Source organism: Chitinophaga sp. 01L420 (assembly GCF_056399985.1).
Window position 1 is genome coordinate 16,548 of the sequence record NZ_JBFTSK010000007.1, and the last position, 22,547, is coordinate 39,094.

Genomic DNA, 22,547 nt, shown 5'->3' on the forward strand with positions numbered 1-22,547 from the left:
TAGATAAAAGGGGGAACTGACACGACCAATTCAAATTAATAGGTCACTTTTAGTAATTGCCGGTAGTTTATTACTCCTCATCCGCGCTATCCTGGGCTATTCCCAGCCGCTTATTCAGCTCCTGTTTGTATTGTTTGGAGATAATGATAGAGTGATTATTCAATAATTCGGCCGTGTTACCCATTATGTTTTTAATCGCATTTAATTGTACAATATAGGATTTGTGCGCTCGTGTAAACAGGCTGGTAGGAAGCACGCTCTCCATATATTTCATGCGCTGGTAGATGATATATGTCTTTTGCGCGGTCACAATTTTTATATAGTCTTTCATTCCTTCCACATAGTAGATATCATTAAACACCAGCTTGCACAGCTTCTGTCCATCTTTAATGAACATATAGGTACTGGGTATGGTCTCTTTAACAGGAAGTTGTTTTTTCTGTTGTAGCAGGATTTTCGCTTTATTGAGCGCTTTCAAAAAGCGGTCAAAAGAAAAAGGTTTCATCAGGTAATCCACCACATCCAGCTCAAAGCTTTCTAGTGCATAGTTAGGACTTGCCGTAGTAAATATGACCAGGGGAGCAAAATGAAGGGAGCGTATCATTTCCACGCCATTAATAATGGGCATCTGGATATCGGAAAACAGCAGATCGATAGGTTGTTGCTGTAATACATCGGATGCCTCAAAAGCACTTTCGCAGGCTTGTACCAGTTCCAGCTGGGGTATTTTGGCGATATAGGTGGTCATTAATTCACGGGCAATGGGCTCATCGTCAACAACCAGACATTTAATTTTCTGTTCCATTTGGGTTTAATTGGCAAGTGTTAAGGAGAGGATAACTTTGTAATAGTCTGTTGTATCTTCGATATGGAGCGTATGGCGTCCAGGGTAAAGTAGTTCCAGGCGCTTGCGGGAGTTGGATTGTCCTATCCCTCCTACATCGCTTTTTACCATCGTTTCTTCATTTTTGCTATTGCCGATCTCTATTTTTATTTGCGGGCCTTTTGCCTGAATACTTATCAGTATCTCACATTTCCCGAGTGCATTACTTTGTCCGTATTTAAAAGCATTTTCTACAAATGGAAACATTAAAAGGGGGCCAATCTGTTGATCACTTATTTCATGTTCGTTGCATTCAAACCGGATATCGGCATTTTTACCATAACGTACACGCTCCAGCTCTGTATAGTTCCTCATGAAATCTACTTCATTCTGTAACAGCACTTGTGGTGTATCAGATTCGTAGAGGGTGTAGCGCATCATGGAAGAAAGGTGGAGTATTAAGTTGGATGCCTGCTCATCCCCTTTCAGGGAAAGGGTATAAATATTATTCAGGGTATTAAACAGAAAATGCGGGTTGAGCTGGGCTTTCAGAAAGTCAAGCTCCAGGTCTACCTTATCTCTTTCCATGTTTAGTCTGCGGATAGTAGCTCTGATAATGTCCAGCACCAGTTTAAGGACCGCGCTGGGTGCGGCGGCAGAGGCGAAAAACCAGGCTCCTTTGAGTGTACGGTGAAGTAAGGATACGCCGAATATTCCTTCGTTTACGATCGTCTCAACACTTTCTTTGGTTACCGGGTCATGGACAACCAGGTTGTTGTGAATAAACAGACAGGTGAGGTAATTGAGCAGGCTATGTACGAAGAAGGGGATGGTAAAACATATCACTCCCAGTATAAGCCGGCCTTTTAAAATAAGGGATGGAACTACAAAATATAGTATAAAGTAGAAGAAGAACATGATACCCAGCATGTTCCTTGCCCCAAACGCCAGGCAGGTGGCCAGAGATTCATTGTAATTGACGTAAACAAGCGTAGTCTGTAAAATCAGTATTAACAGCCACATAGTTGCATGCGCTGCCAGCCTGACTCTTTGGGTATAGAACTTTTCAAACTCCCCTGAAATTATCCAGTTCAATATCGGGTTACCTCGTACAATTGTGYTCTCCATTGCGTTACGTCTCGTAGAAGTTGGTATTGGTCGAATAATGTTTCACTGTTACCTAAATTTTTCGTGCTTAGCAGCTAAAATAGGGAAAAAAAATTATCGGCAAATTTTTTTTCTCTATAGGAACCGGGCGCATGGTGTTTTTTATACTTTTTTACCGCAAAAGTCGCATTAGATAGCACTTTAACGACTATAAAGACCAATTCCCGGCCAATGAGAAGACCCCGTAAACAAGATGAGTTTACGCCATTTTAACTAAAAATAACTACCAGGATGGCCATTTTCCCGCATTATAAGCAGCATGATATGATGGACTGCGGTCCCACCTGTTTGCAGATCATAAGTAAGCATTACGGTAAGGTACTTAATATAGAACGTATTCGTAAGCTAAGTGACATCGGTAAAACCGGTGTGTCCCTGCTGGGCATTTCCAGAGCCGCAGAGGCATTGGGTATAAGAGCTCAGGGTGGGAAGATTGCCTTTGAAAGCATTGCCGGTAAATCGGTACTCCCCTGCATTGTGCATTGGCGCCGCAACCATTTTGTGGTAGTATATAAAGTAAGCCGCAACAAAGTATATGTGTCTGATCCCGCCAGTGGCCTGATAAAATACTCTCAGGAAGAATTTATTGAAAACTGGGCTTACGCCTGGCAGGGCAGTAAAGCCATGGGCGTTATTCTCCACCTGAACCCTACTCCTACCTTTTACCAGCAGGAAGATGATATTCCTGTAAAGGGAATGGGGATGCAGTACTTATGGGACCATGTCTGGCATTATAAAAAACTGCTGCTGCAGATAGGGATTGGCTTAGTGGCTGCGAGTGTGATTCAGTTAATATTTCCTTTTCTGACGAAAGGCATTATTGACGTGGGCATACAAAATAAGAGCGTGCACTTTATTTATCTCATGCTCATAGGACAACTACTACTGAGTGCCGGCCAATTCTTTATTGACTTGCTGCGGGGTTGGGTGTTGTTGCATATTACCAGCCGTATCAACATTATGGTACTCAGCGACTTTTTGCATAAGCTGATGCGGTTGCCGTTATCCTTTTTTGATACCAAGCTAACCGGTGACCTGCTGCAACGTATCGAAGATCATAAACGCATCGAAAACCTGTTGACTGGTAATACCATCAATACCTTGTTTTCCCTGATAACGCTCGCATTATTCAGTGGTTTGATGCTGCACTATAGCCTGGATATTTTCATGGTGTTTGTTGTTGGTAGCGCGCTCTATTTAGGTTGGCTCCTGATATTTTTACGCAAGCGTAAAAAGCTTGACTTTAAACGCTTTGAAGCCCGCGCACAAAATCACAGCAAAACCCTGCAGATAATAAACGGTATACACGAAATAAATCTGAACGATAACGGCACGCAAAAAATATGGGAATGGGAAAGGCTACAAGCCAAACTGTTTAACCAGAATATAAAGAGCCTCACCCTTAACCAGAACCAGTCTTTAGGCGCCTTGTTTATTAACCAGGCAAAAGATATTCTGATCGTTTTCCTGGCTGCCAAAGCCGTGCTGGAAGGGCGGGTGAGCGTAGGTGAGATGATGGCGATGCAATTCATAGTTGGTCAGATGAACGGACCGGTGCTGCAGATGGCAGGATTCTTACAAACGTTACAGGATGCCAAAATAAGCATGGAACGTTTGGGACAGATCCATTCCCTGCAGGATGAAGAAGTACCTGAAATGCACCAGCAACACCACCTGCCATCTGCCAGGAGCATAGCACTACATGAAGTGTCTTTTGCCTATCCCGGCGCCGGCAATCAGCTCATATTGAAAGATATCAGCTTTACCATAGAAGAAGGGCATACTACCGCCATTGTAGGCGCCAGCGGCAGCGGTAAAACGACCCTGTTGAAGTTGTTATTAAAAATGTATCCGCCGGTAGAAGGGACTATGCAAATAGGTGGTAACACTGACTTCCGCGGCATCAGTCCTAAATTCTGGCGCAGGCAGTGTGGGATTGTAATGCAGGAAGGATTTATTTTTTCTGATACGATTGCAGGCAATATTATTATGGGCGATGAACAGCCTGATATAGCCCGACTGGAACATGCATTGGCAATTGCCAACCTAACGCAGTTTGTAAACGACCTGCCACTGGGCCTTAATACAAAGATAGGTGCCGAAGGTAAAGGGATCAGTGGAGGGCAAAAACAACGTATACTCATCGCAAGAGTAGTATATAAGAACCCTGAATATATTTTTCTGGATGAAGCTACAAGCGCGTTGGATGCCAATAATGAAAAAATGATTATCCAGCAGTTGAATGAGTTCTGTAAAGGAAAGACAGTAGTGGTGGTAGCGCATAGACTAAGTACAGTTAGGAATGCTGATAACATCATTGTATTGCATAAAGGAGAGATAATAGAGCAGGGATCACATCATGATCTGGTGAATCTGCGCGGTCATTATTATGAGTTAATTAAGAATCAACTGGAGTTGGGAAATTAAAAAGTTGATGAATTTTTGATTTCATCGTGTCGCCTCAGGATTTGGTCTAATAATTTCAGAAAACAAAAGCAGAAATAACAACTTTGAAATAAGCAATGAGACATACAAATAGACGCTTCGTTTCACTGTAAATAAAAACACACTGGACTATGAAATGGTTAACTACAATCCTTATAACGCTTGTCACAGCGGTTGCTGCCAATGCACAAAATGCAGCCATCACCGGTTGGGTTGTAGATAAAACCAATGCGCCGATACAATTTGCCTCTGTTGTATTGCTTTCTCAAAATACTAATAAACCAGTAGCGCAAACTACCTCTGATGAGAAAGGCGCATTTAAACTGGAAGCACAAGCAAGTGAAGCTTATGTGTTGAAAGTATTCCAACTGAATTATGATTTGTACAGCGTAAACATTGCTTCTTTTACAAATGCTGACATGGGTCGTATCACACTTAATATCAAGTCTGATAACTTAAAAGAAGTAACAGTAGTAGGTAACCCTCCTTTAATTACCCGCAAAGTAGACAGAGTAGTGTTGAATGTGCAGAATAATCCGCTGACTGCAGGTAAATCTTCACTGGAGTTATTTAAACTGGCACCAGGCGTATCTGTACTAAACGGCAACATCAGTATCAACGGCATCACACATGCCAGGGTGATGCTGAATGGAAGGATGTTGAATATGGGCGGTGCTGAGTTGATTAATTTTCTTACAACGCTGAGGGCAGAAGAAATAGCCACCATAGAAATAATTGCTAATCCACCGGCGGAATATTCAGCATCGGCGGGAGGCCTCATTAATATCGTGTACAAAAAGCAACGAAAAGACGGATTGAATGGTTCCATCAGCAGTAGCTATGTGCAGGGAAGGTATGCAGGAGCAAGTGAAAGTGCATTGTTGAACTATAAACAGAAAAAGGTGACCCTGTTCGGCAGCTACAGTATGAACTGGGATAACGGATACGGAAGTGACTGGACCACCAGAACAAATGAAAAGGGAGAATTTAATTATAAAGAAAGTTCATTCAGAAAAGATACTTATGCTGGTCGCAGGTTAAGAGTGGGTGGAATCTACGATGTTAATAAGAACCAGTACATGGGAATTGAATATTCCAATTCCACCTGGAAGGATAAGTCGCCCTATCAAACGACTACTACCCTTGGGGGGACTGGCGCCAAAGACATTGTATTGAATGGTATATTCCCTCAGAATCAAGATGCATCATATAACAATCTTGGCTATAATTATCGTATAAAGTTAGACTCACTGGGCACGGCGCTGACCTTTACAACAGACTATACCTGGAATACTTCTACCAAAAAGAACAGTGCAACTTCCAATTATTACGATGAAGTAAACGGAAAATTTGGAGATACCTTATATCGTAATACGATACCGGCTAACTCTCAGGTATATTCGGCCAATGTGAAATTGGAAAAGCCATTATCAAAATCGGCCGCTATCAGCTTGGGAGGCAGGTTAGTAAAGGCTTCCATTGATAATGATGTACAATTCGAAAACTTTAGAAATGCTGCCTGGACAAAGGATCTCACCCAAAGCTATCAATACCGGTACAAAGAAGATATCTATGCGGGGTTCTTAAACTATACAGGCAAGGTTTTTAAAACGGATGTCAAAGTGGGATTACGTGCGGAGTATACCAATACAGACGGACATCTGTTGACAGCTGATACTATCAGAGATAACCGCAAAGGCTACCTGGGATTGTTTCCTAGTCTGTTTATGCAGAGAACCCTGAATGCAAAAGCTGGGAATAGTATTGAGTTCTCTTTCAGAAGGGGTATTGACAGACCTTCTTATACACAACTGAATCCATTTGTAATATATATGGATAACTATACTACGCTGGAAGGGAATCCGTATCTGAGGCCTCAATATGCCAGTACGTTTCAGTTGACATATGTCCATCACGAAGATTATTCCGTATCGTTTATTTATCAGAGAGCCAACGATGTCATCTTCAATATTTTACATACACGTCCCGGAGATGCCCTGTCAGTATATTATGCGCCGGAAAACCTGGACATACGGGATAACTACATTGTTATATTGAATGCGCCACTGGAGGTAGCGAAATGGTGGAGCATGTACAACACTTTTGTGTTTAAACAGGAGAAGATGAGGTTCCAGGACTTCCAGTATAATAAGCCGGTAGTATTTGTACAAACTGCTCAGGATATAACATTGCCGGCTGATCTGAGATTAAGTGTAAATGGATTGTATTATTCAAGCATGATGCAGGGTAATATATCAGTAGATGGGTTTTACAGAATAGATCTTGGATTGCAGAAGTCATTCATGAAAGATAAACTCATAGCCAAAATCAATGTGAACGATGTGTTTAACACAGAAAGAAGCAGAACAAAGACGATCTACCAACACTACATTCAAAATGGTCTGGAAAAAAATCAGACACAAAGCATCGCTCTTCAGCTGATATATAGCTTTAAGCTTGGGAAAGCATTTACTGTAAAGGAGATGGATCGTAGCAACAGTGATGAAAAGAAGCGGTTGGGAGATAAATAAATGCTCCATGACCTCCTGAAGAAGCTTTGATAATAAGTATTAATAAAAGCATTGTTATAACAAGAGGGGGAAGCTGAAAACCCTTGGTAAGAGTAAGCACTAAAACCTTAATTGAAAATCAAATTAACATGTCTACAGAAAAAAAAGACCTGGGCTTAACCCCTCTGAAAGAAAATGAATTAGGGCAAATTGAAGGCGGCTTCGCTGAAGTTGATGGCGCTGAAACTGAGTCACTGGACGATACAAACGTTCTTTGTGGTATCAATATCAGCAAATGTGGTAAAACTACTACTGCCACTCCTCCTCCTACCACTCCTCCTGCTGAGTAATCAGTCATTATTTTTTCAGCATCCCTCTGAACCGTCATTCACCCCTGGTTCCCTTATGCAATATATTAAACCTATTGTTATAGCAAGAGAGGGATGCTGAAAACCCTTCATCAGAGTAAGCACAATCCTTAATTGAAAATCAAATTAACATGTCTACAGAGAAAAAAGACCTGGGTTTAACCCCTTTGCAAGAAAACGAATTAGGCCAGATCGAAGGCGGTTTCGCTGAAGTTGATGGCGCTGAAACTGAGTCGCTTGATGACACAAACGTTCTTTGTGGTATCAACATCAGCAAATGTGGTAAAACTACTACTGCTGCACCTGCACCTACCAATCCTACTCCTACCGTTGAATAGTCGGGTTGTAGTTTTTCAGGTAAATTTCAAATCAAAACACAATAGGATAGGGGTAACTCCCTATCCTATATTTCCGGACCGATAAGAGATGATATATGAAATTAAGCCGTTTTAATAATGCCGTAGGATACAAGGACAAGGTTGTTCTGTATAATTCCCGCAGTAATAATTTCCTGTTGGTAGATCCTATGTTGCAGGAGCTGATGGAGGCCGGCAAAACGTCATCCAATATAGAGGAACTGGCGAATTATCATCCCCAGTTTTATAAAGCACTGCAAACAAAAGGATTTATTGTAGAGGAAACACTGGATGAAATACAGGCAGTAAAAGACTGGAGCGCTCGCGTAGATGGGAACGAAAGTACCTATCACCTTGTGATTAACCCTACCATGAACTGTAATTTCAAGTGCTGGTATTGTTATGAATCCCATATCAAGGACTCCAAAATGTCGGAGTTTACCCTGGATAATATCCGGAAGCATATAGTATCAGTTTTGCAGAATAAACCCGGGTTAAAGTTTTTCCATATAGATTGGTTTGGCGGAGAACCGCTGTTGTTTTTCGACAAAGTGATAGATCCTATATTGGATTATGGCACTAAAATATGCCAGGAATACGGCGTAGCATTCAGCACATCGTTCACTACCAACGCATTTCTGATCAATCCTGCAATGATCGAGCGTTTTAAGTTGTACAAGATAACTGACTTCCAGATTACGCTGGATGGTAACCGTGACACGCACAATAAAGTACGCTTTGTTAACGCCAAAAGAGGCTCCTATGACGAAATAGTAGCTAATGTTGCCGCCTTGTGTACTGCCGGTTTCCATGTAACACAAAGGATAAACTATACCAAAAATACCCTGGATAACCTCGAAAGCATTGCTGACGATCTGCAACAGGTACCAAGAGAATTCCGCCGTAATATTTCTATTTCCCTTCACAAGGTATGGCAGGTAGAGGATGAAACCCTGAACGACCGTGTTACTGAACTGATACAATACTTTATCAGTGCCGGATTTTATGCTGCTTATGGGGGAACGCCTGATAACGTAAAGCACTCCTGTTACGCAGATAAGAAAAATCATGCTACCATTAATTATAACGGAGAAGTGTATAAATGTACTGCCCGTAATTTCTCCAGCGAAACCAGGGAAGGCCTGCTGAATGACGATGGAAGCATTACCTGGAATGAGAAGTTTGAGGAACGCATGAACATCAAGTTTAAAAATAAGCCTTGCCTGAGTTGCCCGATTATGCCTATCTGCAATGGTGGATGTTCTCAGGTGGCATTGGAAAATAAGGGCGAAGATTATTGCGTATATAATTTTAAGGATTATCTGAAGAAAGAGATGGTACTGAATAAATTCCTGGAGACATTAAATTCAAAGGCATTAAAAATTGCTTAATACCATAACCTGCGTCATATGGAACTTAAACTTTCCCGGTATATCGTAGACGTGACTATTCCGCAGTTCGCATCGGAACCAACCGCCGATCGCTTGCTCTACTCTACACGTAGTGGTAAAACAATCCGGTTAAGCCATCGCTATCTGGACATATTGTACACCGCTAACTTTAACCTGCTTCCGGATAAGCTATTTACTATATTGTTTGATAACGAAATACTGATACCCGCAGCTGAAGAAGAAAAAGAAACGCTGTTAACCCGCAACTTATTAGCATTGGAAGATGTAACCGGTAATTCCGCCACGCTGTTGGTACCGGTAAAAGCGCCCCCCGATAATAGTTTCTTCGATGTGTTGATGGTTCARTTGGACAATGTCCTCGCAGCTATCAAAACGAATAATATAAAGGGTTTCAAATATACTGTCCGCCTGTTGTTGGTCATTCAGTATCCTCTTTCGGACCTGGATTGGTTACTTGTGTTGGATACCCGCTTAAAGGAAATTAAATCAACGGTTAAGCTCACCTTTACGTTAAATATGCTGTATGACACCATGGACTATGATAACCTGGTGATCCCTCCCCTGCAGGTATTGACAGTAAACAGGCTCTTTTTTGTTTTCAACGAAGAAAAATACAATCATCTTCAGCATTGTACTGCAGATATTGAAATCATCCAAAGAGATCTCTTAACAGGTCAGCATCACCCAGGCATGAAGCTGCAAATGATATTCAAGGTAACCGGTAAAAGCTGGGACAGCTGGAGAATACCATTTATCTATGTCATCGCCACCAGCGCCAGACACAAGAAAGTAACGATTGAATTTGCCATTGATAAACCGGCATCAGAGATGAAGGAGCAGGAAAAGGAATTAATCTATCTTCTTTCCGATTACAAGATTAAGTGTAAATGGTTGCCCCGGCCCTATCAAATTGGTTTTGCGCCTGCGTTGCAACAGGAAAAATTATCGCAGTCTGGTATACAAATAATTAATACCGACTTAAACCTGGATGGGGAAGAATTATTACAGCTAATCTCGTACTTATCGGAAACAACACCGCATCCTTATCGCCAGCAATTACCGCTGCAGGAGCAATTCGCTGCAACTTATCCCGTTAGCAATATAGAGGAACGGATACTGGCTACAGCTGGCATTCCTTTGCGTGCACAAGAAGTGTAAACCCTACAGAAGATAATACTGATTAAATACTATCATATGCTGCTTTTAACTACAGGCGCTTCTCTCACGCAGGCTGCTGAGAGGCTGGAAGCTTTTTTTAATGATGTATTGTTAGCTAAGCTAACGCCGGAGGATAAGCATACGCTATATCCATTAAATTCCTGGTTTATGAAGGGGCTTAACTATAGTAAGTCCGGAAGTATGGTATTGGCAAAGTATTACTTTGAACAGGGAGAGCGGTATGAACAGTCACTGGCCAAAGATACCTTGCTTTGGCAGGCAGTACAAAATGAATATCTACCTAAAAAAGCCTATTACTTATATAAAACCGGTGAAAGAGACAGCGCCGAAAAAATGCTGCATGAAGTGATGCTTAATATGCAGGCAATGGAGCAGCAAGGATTTGAGTACCTGGTGTTTGGCCGTATCCAACAGTATCATAACCTGGTAAGGATGTATTTTGCTTATGGACAAACAGATGAAGCCGTCGGACTTGCATCGGAAGTAGTTGCATATTTGCTGAGCGGGCATTCCGATAAATTAACAGACCTGAACGTCCCTCTGGCACAACATCCTGAAGAATACGATGTATTTAAATACCTTTTTATATGCCAGGTATTGTTTGAAACATTGAACGTGATGATCGCGTTCCTAAAGGCTCCACAGTTGACGATAAAAGTAAACAGGCTATTAGAAATAATTTTGCCGGCGGCAAAACAATACCAAACATATTCTGACGATGCTCATCTAATAAAACAAACGATTCTCCTTTTTGAATCATTTTATGCAGGTAACTATCAACAGTTTTGTGAAGAAGCTGATTTATTTGTAGCAAATAATCCGGAACAATATATACCGGCAAAGAAATGCCTTGAATTATATGCGGATGTGTGCCGGAAAATAACCATGTAGTCCGTAATAAAATGTATCTATGATATTTCTCTCCGCACAACCTGATGACGTGTTTTTCCTCTGGCAGTTGGAGGTTCTGTTGCATAATTTTAAGCAGGTAGGCATAGATCCGGCCTGTATCCATATATTATTGGGTGTAGATCCACGTGTTGGGCTAAGAGTGGAATATACAGCACTGGTGGCCAGGGAGGACCTGGCCCAATTTTTCATTTACCCGGATAACCGGGCAAATCCCCGGTACGTATCAGGAATAAGACCGCATATCATTAAGCAGCATTTTAATAGTAATCCGTGGTTGGAGCAGGAGACCTTGTTTTACCACGATTGTGATATTATTTTCCGTGAGCTGCCGGATATGCAGGAAATGGAAGCAGGTAATACCTGGTATGTTTCCGACACCAAAAGTTACCTGGACACAAAGTACATACTGAAGTACGGCACTGCAATATTGGATAATATGTGCAGTATTGTAGGCATTGATAAGAACCTGGTAATAGCGAATGATGAAAATGCCGGTGGTGCACAGTATATACTGAAAGGAACAGATTATGCCTTTTGGGATAAGGTGGAGAGCGATGCGGAAAAGTTATTTACACAGCTGGAGGAAACTAATGAAAGCTTTGCCAGATCCCATGTGCAGGAAACCGGAGAAGACCCCGATGCATATGTTGGTATTCAGGCCTGGTGTGCTGATATGTGGGCTGTATTGTGGAATGGATTGTTAAGAGGGAACCCGGTAAATATCAGCGGGGAGCTTGACTTTTGCTGGCCTGTCAATAATATTGAAAGATGGGATGAATGTAAGATATTTCATAATGCAGGCGTAGTTGGAGGGCAGGCGAGAAGGTATTTCTGCAAAGGTACCTACGAACATAAAATACCCCACTTCGAAGTATTTGGCTATGTGGATAAGTCGTCTTGCAGTGTCAAATATGTAGAAGCCATATATAGCTATATTAAATCTACCAAAATAGTTCTCAAAGACACTACTATATTAATACCGGTAAGAATTGATTCACCTGATAGAATGAATAATCTGCATACTATCCTCCGGTATATTGATACTTATTTTGTAACTAATGTAATCGTCCTTGAAATTGATAATTCCCCCAAAGTGAATAGAGATATTATACCATCCTATATGAGGTATAGTTTCCAATATGAGGAGCGTGCTATCTACTATCGCACTTATTATAACAATTTATTGTTGAACATGTGTGAAACTCCTTACGCTGCAATATTTGATACAGATGTTGTAGTGCCTCCCAATCAACTATCCTGGGCAGTGGAATATCTCCGTCATAAAGGAATGTCGCTGGTATATCCTTTTAGTGGCGGCTGCTACTTCGTGGATAATAACTTCAGCAATCTTTTTCGCAGGCAACTGGATTTTGGTGTGCTTAATAATTACAAGGACTCTTTCTATGAAACACCAGTGGATAGCTATGGGGGTGCTTTTGTAGTAAACCTGGCCACTTTTAAAAAGCTGGGTATGGAAAACATCAACCTGGTAGGTTGGGGCCCGGAAGACCAGGAGCGGTATAAGCGCTTTAAGATAGCCGGAGAAAAAATAAAGAGAATTGACGGACCATTGTATCATTTGCATCATATCAGGAAAGAGAATTCAAATTTTCATAATAGCCAGTTGGAGTTGAGCAACAGGCATGAGTTTTTGAAGATATGTAATATGTCCCCGGCGACCTTGCAGGAGTATATTCATGAAATGAAGAGTGAAGGTTATCAACCGCCTGCCTTACGATACATTTAAAAGAATAAATTCATTATGAATACAGTAGCAACAAGTGAAGCCAAACAAACACGGGAAGAGCATCTGGACAGAATTGCCAGATACTTGTTGTTAAATGGCGGGTTTACAAAAAGCATTAGCTTAAACGCTGGTAAAACAGGCATATCATTTTTTATGCTGCATTATGCCAGGTATAAGCAGGTGAAAACATACGATTCCTTTGGAGAAGATCTGCTACAAGAGGTTTTTAGCACCATGAATTTTAAGTCAGGTAAAGGGTTTGGATCCGGACTACCTGGAATAGCATGGACGGTAGAATACCTGTTGCGGCATAACTTAATACGCCTGAATGATTCCTCTCTGGCGATATTAAGCGATATAGACGAAGCGGTGTATTCCTGGAATTATGAGTTGAGCTGGGGATTTTCCGAGGGCTTAACAGGACATGTACTGTACCTGCAAAACCGCATTGATCGTGAAGGATACAATGCCGAGGATCTGGATAAAATTATACGGTATGAGGTGTATATTGGTATGATAGACCGGCTGGAAAGAATTTTCCTGAGAAAATTCAGTGAAGATAGTAATGCCCTTGCCAAATTTATTACCGATAAAAAGTATACCCCTACCGAAAAGAATATAGAGACCTGCCACCATGCAAAAGTAGTTACCGTTCTGGCCAGGAGCCTGCAGTATGACATCTATCCTGTAGTTACAAAGCGTTCGCTGGAAAGAATGGTAGCATGTATCCCTGCTGCTATTGCCGCTATGGAACAAAATATTCCAGGCAATATGCACGATGCATTTATGTATTTTAATATACAGGTAGAATTATGCAGGTCTTGTTGGAATGCCTGGAAGTATACGGGCAATGAAAGTTGGAAAGAGACCGCCAGACAACATTTGTTGTCGGCTATTGATAACTATCTGCCGCTGGTAGGTGCTGCATTTAAGAATATCATCTATCTGCAGAAAACTATTTTTATAGCACAGGTGTACAGACGTGCTTACCTGGAAATGCAGGAACCTGCCTTTGAGCGTGTTTATGACGAAATCACTGATCATTTAATTGGTCTATCATACGCTGCTATTGCAAAAGAAAGCGATAAGTGCATGGGTATAGCAGAAGGCTTGGCGGGCATTGGCCTGGTGCTTTTATCAGGTATAGATGAAGAAACCTGCTGTTGGGATGAATGTTTGTTAATCAGTTAAGATAATCAGCGCTATATGCTATATATTGTTAAAATATTTGACACCACCACTGCCGGTCCATCAGTATTAGATCATCTCCTTACTCCATCATGGAAAAACGGGGAGTACTTATCTTATAATATATATATCGGCAGCAATAAATATGCGGAGTATACAGAACAAGAGATAAATGGCGAAGTATATATTTATATTCCTTTTCCGTTTGCAATAAAATACCTGGCAAACATACCAACACCGGAATTTAAAAAATACTCTCTGCGGATTGCTGACCTGCTGGAACAACGTTTCAGCGGAAAGAGCAACCTTCTTTTCCATTTTGAAAGTTGCAATTGGGGTTACCTCGCACAAAGTATTAAAACAACATTGAATGCTATTATTACATGCGGGTGTGATGGCGCCATATTAACCAACAATGCCATGCAGCAGGCCATGATAAACGCTGCCGACACCATACTTTGTACAAGTCAGGTTGCCCGGGAACAGTTACTGTTGGTGTATCCTCATATTATGGAAAAGGTGTCCGTCATATATAATGTTATCTCTCCTATTAGTAAAACAGCGATTCTTCCGGAGCAGCGTACTGCGTTTCGAACCGCCTGGGGGCTTCCCGCTGAAGAGGCTGTATTTGTGTTTAACAAGCAAATAGCCGGGGAGGAATATGATATGCCCTCCCTTATTCATGCATTTACCGCTTTAAAGAGGGAGATACCGAAGGCGAGGTTGTTTATTCTCCATGAGTCGGATATCATGTTATATCCGGCATTCATAGAGAAGCACATATGGAGCAGTATAACTTTTGTCAGTAGCCTGGCAGAGGAAGATGTAATGGAATTATATGCAGCCGCGAATGGGGTTATCATGCCACCGCTGAGGGAAGATAATTTTCTTTGCATCATACAATTATTGCAAAACGGGATCCGGTTTATTTATGATGACGCTCCGAATGATAACAGCTGGTTTAATGAGCTGGTAAATATGGAAGTGTTAAAAGCGATAACAACCGATAATAATAACACGAACTATTTGTTGCATCAGTTAAAACAGGTGCTTACTCAAAATAATAATACGCCTGGAAAAATGCTGCCGGCGGCCTTTACAGCTGCATTTATACATAAACAGCTGGATGTTGTTTACGAGAAGATGTTAAGCTTGGAGGCAATCAGCTGAAGGTTACAGTCAATTAGACAAGCAGCATTTTAATGTAATTAAAATGCTGCTTTATTTTTTCTCCAAATATTGTTGCGCTTCAATAATCCAATTCTGTGAGGGTTTCAGTTTTATCGCAGGTTGCAATCCTACGTTGTCAATGCCTTTTCCCATATCAATTCTTCTACTTCTTGTGGTAGCATAATACAAGGTATATGGCATGCACGGGAGTGCCACCTGCCTCATATTAGCGTAGTCCAGTACACCTGCGGTCGCTTCACCTATTACGGTTACTTTCTTACTTTGCATGGCATCCATTAGGAACTCCTCTGTGGTGCTGCCACAGCCTCTGTTGACCAGGATGGCTACTTTCTGTGGGTAAGGCGTAATACTGTCTAATACCTTTTTCTCATCTTCCACCACGTTTACAAATCCTCCCTTCCCGCGTTCCATTGATTCAATCATGCCGGTGATTTCTTTTTTCTGCTCAGCAGGAATATCCTCCATTTTCAACAGGGGTTTCCACCCTTCAATATTTTGTTCTGTTGCTAACGCATCTACTCCAATCTTTTTAATAGTATCTGTATAAAGATAGGGGGTGATAGGCGCATAGGCGAAATCGGATCCTCCCCCATTGTCCCGCACATCTATGATCAGGTTAGGGGTTTTATCCAATAACGCTTTATATGCTTTAAATAAGGAATCAATATTGGCGGCGTTGCTTTGATCGAAGGATTTTATTTTAAGATAGAGTGTTTTATCAGATAATAGTTTGCCTGCTACGTTTTCGGCAGAGCCGTCGTCATTGCTATTATTCACAGTGCCTTCCCGTTGCCAGGTTCCCAGTGTATTGGTGGTAACAGGAAATGATTCACCATAAGGCGTATGATCGGTATCATACGTAATCCCTAATAATTCGTTCTTCTTATTGGATTTTCGTAACTCCAGTTTTACCTGTCCGGGTTTCCAGGCATCCACTTTTGAATAGATAATCACACCTGCATAATCCCGGAAATTTTTGACACTTTTAACGATAGCTATGCGGAAAACGGAATCACTGCTCCAATAGATGCCATCAATGCCTTTAGTGTGCTTCAGCTGATCTAATTGTGGTTTGGTGAGCTTTATATTTTCCGTTTCTGAAACTATTTTCTGCAAAGCTGCTGCTGATAAAGGATTTTCGCCAAAAGCCACGTGCCTGTCTTTAAAGAAATTAAGCCAGTCATTAATCAATAGCGCACAATGATGTGGGCTTGTGATTCCTTTTGTTGCTTTAAGAATCCGTTGTGTATAGGTGGTGTACGCCACATTTGTAGCTCCTGTTACTTTGTCTTTGAATCCTGCATAGTTATGTGTTATCTGATCTTTAACATGTAAAAATTCAGTGGTGCAATTGCAGGTTTGTCCAATAGCGTGAATGCTGATTAATAAACAAATAGACGGAAAAAGTAAATGCTTCAAATTCATAAGACAGCCATTTCGTCAATGAACAGTATTAGGACTGTTCATTACTGGGTTTTTTAGTGAGCCTAAGATAATTGAATTCCGGTAAAATGAAAGACCTTATCGGATAGAAATGTAAAATGGCTATTTAATCGTGAAATTTTTCTATCTGAAATTCCTCGCTTCCGCAAAAATGTTTCCCTGTGTTACTTCTTTTTTCTGTTCCTGTTGCTGCTCTCCCACTACCTGCGCTGCCTTTGCTTCTATCCTGGATGGAATGAGCTGCTGCAATAATCTCGATATATTATAACAACGTTGTACCACTATATGCACTACTTCTCCTTCGCGTTGCAGCTTGCCTTCTACCATGAGTAAACGTGATTGCACAATTTCTTTTCGAAATTTGTCGAATGTTTTTTTGAAAACCACCAGGTTACTGCATCCTGTTTCGTCTTCAATAGTAATAAAACAAACGCCGCTCGCTGTTCCGGGCCTTTGTCTTACCAGCACCAGTCCTGCTACTTTTACAGGTTGCCCATCGAGAATGGTGTCAAGGTCTTTTGTGGTGGTAATGTGGAGCTGCTGAAGTTTCTCACGTACAAAGCTTACCGGATGTGCTTTTAAAGATAGTGTAGTGCTGCTATAATCGTGTACCACATGTTCTGAAGTAGTCATTTCAGGTAGCTGTATCTGTGCTTCGGAGGTGCTTTCAGATGGCTGGCCGGTAAACATGCCGGTGGGGCGGTCGTGAAGCGCGGATACCTCCCAGAGTGCGCGGCGCCGGTCCAGGCCCATAGATCTGAAGGCATCTGCATCGGCTAGTTTTTCCAGCGTGGTAAGCGGAATGCCGGCATCGCGGAGCGCAGGTATGCTGGTGTAGTGGGTGGTTCTGTTGGAGAGAAGCGATTGCAGATCATCTTCCTTAAGCCCTTTCACCTGGCGGAAGCCCAGGCGGAGCGCATGATATTTCCCGGATATTTCTTCCAGTTTATTATCCCATAAAGAAAGATTTACATCTACGGGTCTTACTTCCACACCATGATTGCGGGCATCAATTACAATCTGTGCCGGGTGGTAAAAACCCATGGGCATACTGTTTAATAAAGCACACGCGAAAACATCGGGATAGTAACATTTGATCCAGGAAGAAACATATACCAGCAAAGCAAAACTGACGGCATGACTTTCGGGGAAGCCATAGCTGCCAAAGCCTTCCAGCTGTTTGAAGATACGGTTGGCAAAATCCTCTTTGTATCCATTTTGTGTCATGCCGGTAACCAGTTTTTCACGAAGCCGGGAAATGGTGCCGACAGATTTGAAGGTAGCCATACTGCGGCGCAGTTCATCTGCTTCAGTAGGTGTAAAGCCTGCCGCAACGATGGCAATTTTCATGGCTTGTTCCTGGAATAAGGGAACGCCTAATGTTTTGCCTAAAATATCTTCCAGGTCTTTAGAAGGGTAAGTAACGACTTCTTCATTATTACGGCGCCGGAGATAAGGATGCACCATGTCTCCCTGGATAGGCCCGGGGCGTACGATTGMCACCTCAATCACCAAATCATAAAAGCATGTCGGTTTTAAGCGTGGTAGCATAGATTGCTGTGCCCTGCTTTCGATCTGAAACACACCGATCGTATCTGCATGTCCTATCATTTCATAAACGGCCTTGTCGTCTTCTGGTATATTGGCTAAGGTAAAGTCTTTGTTGTAATGTTCTCTGGCAAGGTCAAAAGCCTTGCGGATACAGGTGAGCATGCCTAGTGCGAGCACATCAATTTTCAGAAAGCCTAAAGCATCGATGTCGTCTTTGTTCCACTCGATGTTGGTTCTGTTTTCCATACGTGCATTCAGGATGGGGCACAGATCAGATAATTTTCCCTGCGTAATCACAAAGCCGCCGGTATGTTGACCAAGCTGCCGCGGAAAGCCGATCATCTGTTCTGTGAGTTCCAGTACTTTGCTGAGATGCGGATCATTGGGATTTAATCCCTGTGCAGCAACCTGGTCGCTATCAAATGAATCATCGGTGTATTCCCAGATAACACCCGACAGGCGGTTGATCATATCCACAGAGAGCCCCATGGCTTTCCCCACATCGCGGATGGCGCCCTTTTGCCGTTGCTGGGTAACGGTGGCAACAATAGCTGCCCTGTCGCGACCATATTTTTCATAGATGTATTGAATGACTTCCTCCCTCCGTTCGTGTTCAAAGTCTACATCAATATCCGGTGGCTCGTTACGTGCGGAAGAAATAAACCGTTCGAACAGCAAATCAAATTTTGTTGGATTCACAGACGTGATGCCTAAACAGAAACAGATAGTGGAGTTGGCCGCGGAACCACGCCCCTGGCATAGGATGTGTTGTTTCCTCGCAAATCTTACAATATCATAAACTGTTAGAAAGTAGGGAGCGTAGTCCATCTCCTTAATAAATCCCAGCTCGTAGTTGATGTTATATATTATTTTTTCAGGAAGATGATCACCGAATATTTCTCTGGCGCCCTGCCATGCGAGAAAAGTCAGTTCTTCCTGTGGTGTGCGTCCTTCTGTAGTCAGTTCTTCCGGATAAATGTATTTCAGGGAGTCGAGCGAGAACTGGCATGCTACAGCTATTTCCTTTGTACGTTTGATGGCATCCCGGTATTGCCGGAATAAACGATGCATTTCAGCCGGCGGCTTCAGGTATCTTTCTGCGTTAAGATGCAAACGATAGCCGGCATTGTAGACGGTGCATTTTTCTTTGATACAGGTTAATACATCCTGTAATTGCCGGCGTTCCGGATGATGATAATGTACATCGTTAGTAGCGACCAAAGGAATGCCCAACGCTTCAGATAACCGGGAAAGACGGTATAGTTTTTTTAAGTCATCGCCCTGGTAGGAACGGGTGGCAGCAAGATAGAGATGGTCCTTGAAGGCATCGCGGTATTCACTTAGCACCTGTTTGAATGCATCATCATAGTCAAATAGGGCATTTAATGCCGGTGGTGGAATCACGATGAATTTAATGCCTTCCGCATGTTGATATACATCTGTTTTATATAAATGACATTGCCCTTTTTCTGCCCGCAGATTACCTTTTGTTAACAGTGCGGATAGCCGCCCGTAGGCATCTCTGTTGGTGGGATAAGCCAATAGACTGGGGCCATCCAGCAGATCAAGGCAGCATCCGGGAATGATGCGTATCCCTTTTTGTTTGGCGGCAACATGACCGCGAACGATGCCTGCAAGGGTGTTATGATCTGTAATAGCTATTTCCGTGTATCCTAAAGTGGCGGCCTGTTCTACCAGCTCCTCCGGATGGGAGGCGCCCTGTAGAAAGCTAAAGTTGGAGGTTACCTGTAATTCTGTGTAGTACATACTTCATCATTTTCATTCTTCACGCAAAAAAGCCGTGAATAAACCAGTGTTGAGGTTTATCCGCATCATAATGTCCCAATCTGAACAGCCAGTAACGCCGGCCTTCTTCATCTTCCACGCTGTAATAGTCACGGTGTTCGCCTGCTTCCAGCCACCATTCGCGTTCTATCCGTTCCGGACCATCTGCTTTTTTTATCCGGTGGAGCTGTCCTTTGTAATGGAATAACATGGGGGGATAATCAGGTATTGGTGCAGACACTTGCACTACTTCCGGGTTTTTTAAAAGCCGGATGGGCCGGGGCCTGTCTGTGCGCCAGTCTATCGTTGGTTTTTCCTGTAAGCTGGCAGCGATTTTAATAGAACGTTCCGGCCAGTGGTGCTGATCCGGTAAATAGCGCTGTACGGTATGCGTACCCATTTTCCCGGTAAGTCTGTCCAGCAATTCAGCTACGATTACATCTTCCAGCCCGCCGGGTGTTACCCATAATACTTCCTGGGAAGGCAGCGCGTCTTCTACTTTAGGAGCTTCCAGTACAAACAGTTCAATGCCTAACGCGGGTTCGATCATCTGGATCTTCCCATCGAACAGTTTGAAAAGATGAATGGGATTATGCGATGCGCGGTTGGTGCCAATGTCAATCTGCTGGATATTACCATCTACCCGGTAGCATTTAAATACGCAGGTACGAAGTCCTTTTCCTTCCCTGGTTAGTCGTTGACAGAGTGTGTCCAGAAGCCGGTTCAGCGCAATTTCAATACCCGTGGCGGTCATGATAGGCTCCATGCTGGGCAATCGTTCCTGGTAGGGTTCGGGGGGCTGTAATGGTTCAATGGCCTCTTCTTCCAGGCCCAGGGCATAATCCAGTCTGTGCAGCATCTCCTGGCCGAAACGCCGGCGTAAAGCAGAGCGGGGCATGCCAATAAAATTGGCTACCTGGTAAAGTCCGAGTTTGTGCAGCCGTTCAACAACTGCCGAATCCAGGCGCAGTGCTGCGGGCGGCAGTGATAGCAGGTAGGCTGTTTGCTCACCTTGTGGTATTATGGCGGTGCCTTGTCCATAGCGTGCAATGGCCCATGCGGCGCCAATGGTATCGGCTATTCCGGCACGCACATCATAGCCGAAATTTTTTAATCGCGAAAGGATGTCTTGCAGATAGGGAGCTTCGCCTCCCCATAGGTGTGCACAGCCACTTATATCGAGGATCAGTCCATCGGGTGGATCAATGGCGGTGACGGGAGTATAACGGATGCACCAATGGCCGAGTGAGGTAAGTAATCTGATGGGTAGTTCCGGTACTTCATCAAATACCTGCAGGGAGGTAAAGAGGGCCCTGGCATCGGCTACAGATATGTCCGCATTGATGCCATGCCTCTGTGCTGCTGCATTAGCGGCGGTTACTTTCATACGGCCATGATCTGGTGCGGCCAGTACAAAAGGTGTGTTTCGCAGGTGGGGTTGCCGGCGGGTGAACCAATCCGTCAGTAAATGACGGAACCATATCGTTACAAAGCGCCGGGACATATCAACCTATTTTTCGGATGGGCTGCTGTGGTACTACTGCAATATGTTGGTGAACAGGCTGGAACCTGCCAGCAGACCATTCCACCTGCCATATGCCGGGTTTGCCATTACGGATCTTCTCTAACTCCACATTCCAGCGGGGAAGGCCTACGCCGGGCATATGATCTTCCTGTTCACTGATCATCGGAGTGATTCTCCATCTGGAAACGCAGGTGGTGGTACCGACGCTGCGGGGCTGATGCCGGTGAATAAATCCGGTTACCCTGCTTTGTTCCACCGCTAACTGAAGCCTTCTTGAATTGGCGAAACTGATCTCTCTTATTTCACCGATAACGGCTGCCAGTCCTTCACATTTGAGTGCTTCCTCCATGGCCCAGAGTGCGTCTTTATCACGCTCCAGGTCAACGAAAATGATTTGATCAGGTGCTATACCAAAGCTTTTTAAGGCAGGAGGAAAAATGGTGCGGGAGGTGCTGATCCATAAACAAATGCCGCCTCCTGTCATCAGACAACCCAATAATCCGCTGATGAAACCAGCAGTAGCTGCTGCATCTTCTGTGGCGGTGCTGAGGAATTCATGCACGGCACCAGTGGGAAAGGAACGGTTGGGAAATGCATCTTTTATCGGCCCAAGCCCTACATCTACGGCAGCACTGTTTAATGTTGGTTTGAGCCCTTGTAAAAGAAGGATATCTTTTTGCAATTGCGCGATGATATCTGCTTTTTTTGCGGGCATCGTTATGAATTTTAAAGCTAATATATTTAGCAATTATACTAATTTAATTAGTATTTATTGCATATTATTTTCCCTATTCTACTACTGGTTCAGGGACAGAACGTTAGCTGCCAGCGCAATTGCAGCTGTTTTCTATTTTCTGTAGCACGTCACCTATTCAACAAGATTTTCTTCTCTAAAAGTCAAAAAATAGCACTTGATAAACATGCGCTATTTATCTGCCGAAGGCG

General features: G+C 43.0%; 16 protein-coding genes. 10 read left to right on the forward strand and 6 right to left on the reverse strand.

The features are described 5' to 3' along the window. Positions 1 to 70: 70 nt before the first annotated feature. Together AC1DP6_RS09265 and AC1DP6_RS09270 are read right to left on the reverse strand one after the other, a co-directional pair. Positions 71 to 805: a LytR/AlgR family response regulator transcription factor gene (locus AC1DP6_RS09265; protein ID WP_477054571.1), complete on the reverse strand. Its 735-nt coding sequence runs from the start codon at positions 803 to 805 to the stop codon at positions 71 to 73. 6 nt (positions 806 to 811) lie between these two features. Continuing rightward, the gene (locus tag AC1DP6_RS09270) at positions 812 to 1,951 is read right to left on the reverse strand and encodes a sensor histidine kinase (protein WP_477054572.1); all 1,140 of its coding nucleotides are present in this window, start codon (positions 1,949 to 1,951) and stop codon (positions 812 to 814) included. Between the two features lie 270 nt (positions 1,952 to 2,221). On the opposite strand from AC1DP6_RS09270, the gene AC1DP6_RS09275 reads away from it, so the two are divergent. The 10 genes from AC1DP6_RS09275 (at position 2,222) to AC1DP6_RS09320 (ending at position 15,277) form a co-directional block, all read left to right on the forward strand. Continuing rightward, positions 2,222 to 4,417, forward strand: coding sequence for a peptidase domain-containing ABC transporter (locus tag AC1DP6_RS09275; protein ID WP_477054573.1), 2,196 nt, complete (start codon positions 2,222 to 2,224; stop codon positions 4,415 to 4,417). A gap of 149 nt (positions 4,418 to 4,566) precedes the next feature. Further along, entirely contained in the window at positions 4,567 to 6,966 is a 2,400-nt protein-coding gene (locus AC1DP6_RS09280) for an outer membrane beta-barrel protein (protein ID WP_477054574.1), read from the forward strand. 128 nt (positions 6,967 to 7,094) lie between these two features. Next, positions 7,095 to 7,295: a hypothetical protein gene (locus AC1DP6_RS09285; RefSeq protein WP_441572913.1), complete on the forward strand. Its 201-nt coding sequence runs from the start codon at positions 7,095 to 7,097 to the stop codon at positions 7,293 to 7,295. Positions 7,296 to 7,444: 149 nt separating this feature from the next. Next, the gene (locus AC1DP6_RS09290; RefSeq protein WP_441572914.1) at positions 7,445 to 7,651 is read left to right on the forward strand and encodes a hypothetical protein; all 207 of its coding nucleotides are present in this window, start codon (positions 7,445 to 7,447) and stop codon (positions 7,649 to 7,651) included. Between the two features lie 95 nt (positions 7,652 to 7,746). Next, the gene (locus AC1DP6_RS09295) at positions 7,747 to 9,060 is read left to right on the forward strand and encodes a radical SAM protein (protein ID WP_477054575.1); all 1,314 of its coding nucleotides are present in this window, start codon (positions 7,747 to 7,749) and stop codon (positions 9,058 to 9,060) included. Between the two features lie 18 nt (positions 9,061 to 9,078). Then, a complete protein-coding gene (locus AC1DP6_RS09300; RefSeq protein ID WP_477054576.1) occupies positions 9,079 to 10,239 on the forward strand; it encodes a hypothetical protein in 1,161 nt (386 codons plus the stop codon). A gap of 36 nt (positions 10,240 to 10,275) precedes the next feature. After that, positions 10,276 to 11,151 (forward strand): hypothetical protein, encoded by an 876-nt coding sequence (locus AC1DP6_RS09305; protein ID WP_477054577.1) that lies wholly within the window; start codon positions 10,276 to 10,278, stop codon positions 11,149 to 11,151. Positions 11,152 to 11,170: 19 nt separating this feature from the next. Next, entirely contained in the window at positions 11,171 to 12,919 is a 1,749-nt protein-coding gene (locus tag AC1DP6_RS09310) for a galactosyltransferase-related protein (protein ID WP_477054578.1), read from the forward strand. A 15-nt stretch (positions 12,920 to 12,934) separates the two neighbouring features. Continuing rightward, positions 12,935 to 14,110 carry a glycoside hydrolase family protein gene (locus AC1DP6_RS09315; protein ID WP_477054579.1) on the forward strand — a complete coding sequence of 392 codons (1,176 nt, stop codon included), beginning with the start codon at positions 12,935 to 12,937 and terminating at the stop codon, positions 14,108 to 14,110. Positions 14,111 to 14,125: 15 nt separating this feature from the next. Continuing rightward, positions 14,126 to 15,277 (forward strand): glycosyltransferase family protein, encoded by a 1,152-nt coding sequence (locus AC1DP6_RS09320; protein WP_477054580.1) that lies wholly within the window; start codon positions 14,126 to 14,128, stop codon positions 15,275 to 15,277. Between the two features lie 51 nt (positions 15,278 to 15,328). On the opposite strand, the gene AC1DP6_RS09325 is transcribed toward AC1DP6_RS09320, so the two are convergent. The 4 genes from AC1DP6_RS09325 to AC1DP6_RS09340 form a co-directional block, all read right to left on the reverse strand. Continuing rightward, on the reverse strand, positions 15,329 to 16,723 hold the full coding sequence (locus AC1DP6_RS09325; RefSeq protein WP_477054581.1) for a S41 family peptidase: 1,395 nt from the start codon (positions 16,721 to 16,723) through the stop codon (positions 15,329 to 15,331). A 141-nt stretch (positions 16,724 to 16,864) separates the two neighbouring features. Beyond that, the gene (locus tag AC1DP6_RS09330) at positions 16,865 to 20,059 is read right to left on the reverse strand and encodes an error-prone DNA polymerase (RefSeq protein WP_477054582.1); all 3,195 of its coding nucleotides are present in this window, start codon (positions 20,057 to 20,059) and stop codon (positions 16,865 to 16,867) included. 19 nt (positions 20,060 to 20,078) lie between these two features. Next, on the reverse strand, positions 20,079 to 21,581 hold the full coding sequence (locus AC1DP6_RS09335) for a Y-family DNA polymerase (RefSeq protein ID WP_477054583.1): 1,503 nt from the start codon (positions 21,579 to 21,581) through the stop codon (positions 20,079 to 20,081). 1 nt (position 21,582) lies between these two features. After that, the gene (locus AC1DP6_RS09340) at positions 21,583 to 22,317 is read right to left on the reverse strand and encodes an ImuA family protein (RefSeq protein WP_477054584.1); all 735 of its coding nucleotides are present in this window, start codon (positions 22,315 to 22,317) and stop codon (positions 21,583 to 21,585) included. Positions 22,318 to 22,547 lie beyond the last annotated feature (230 nt).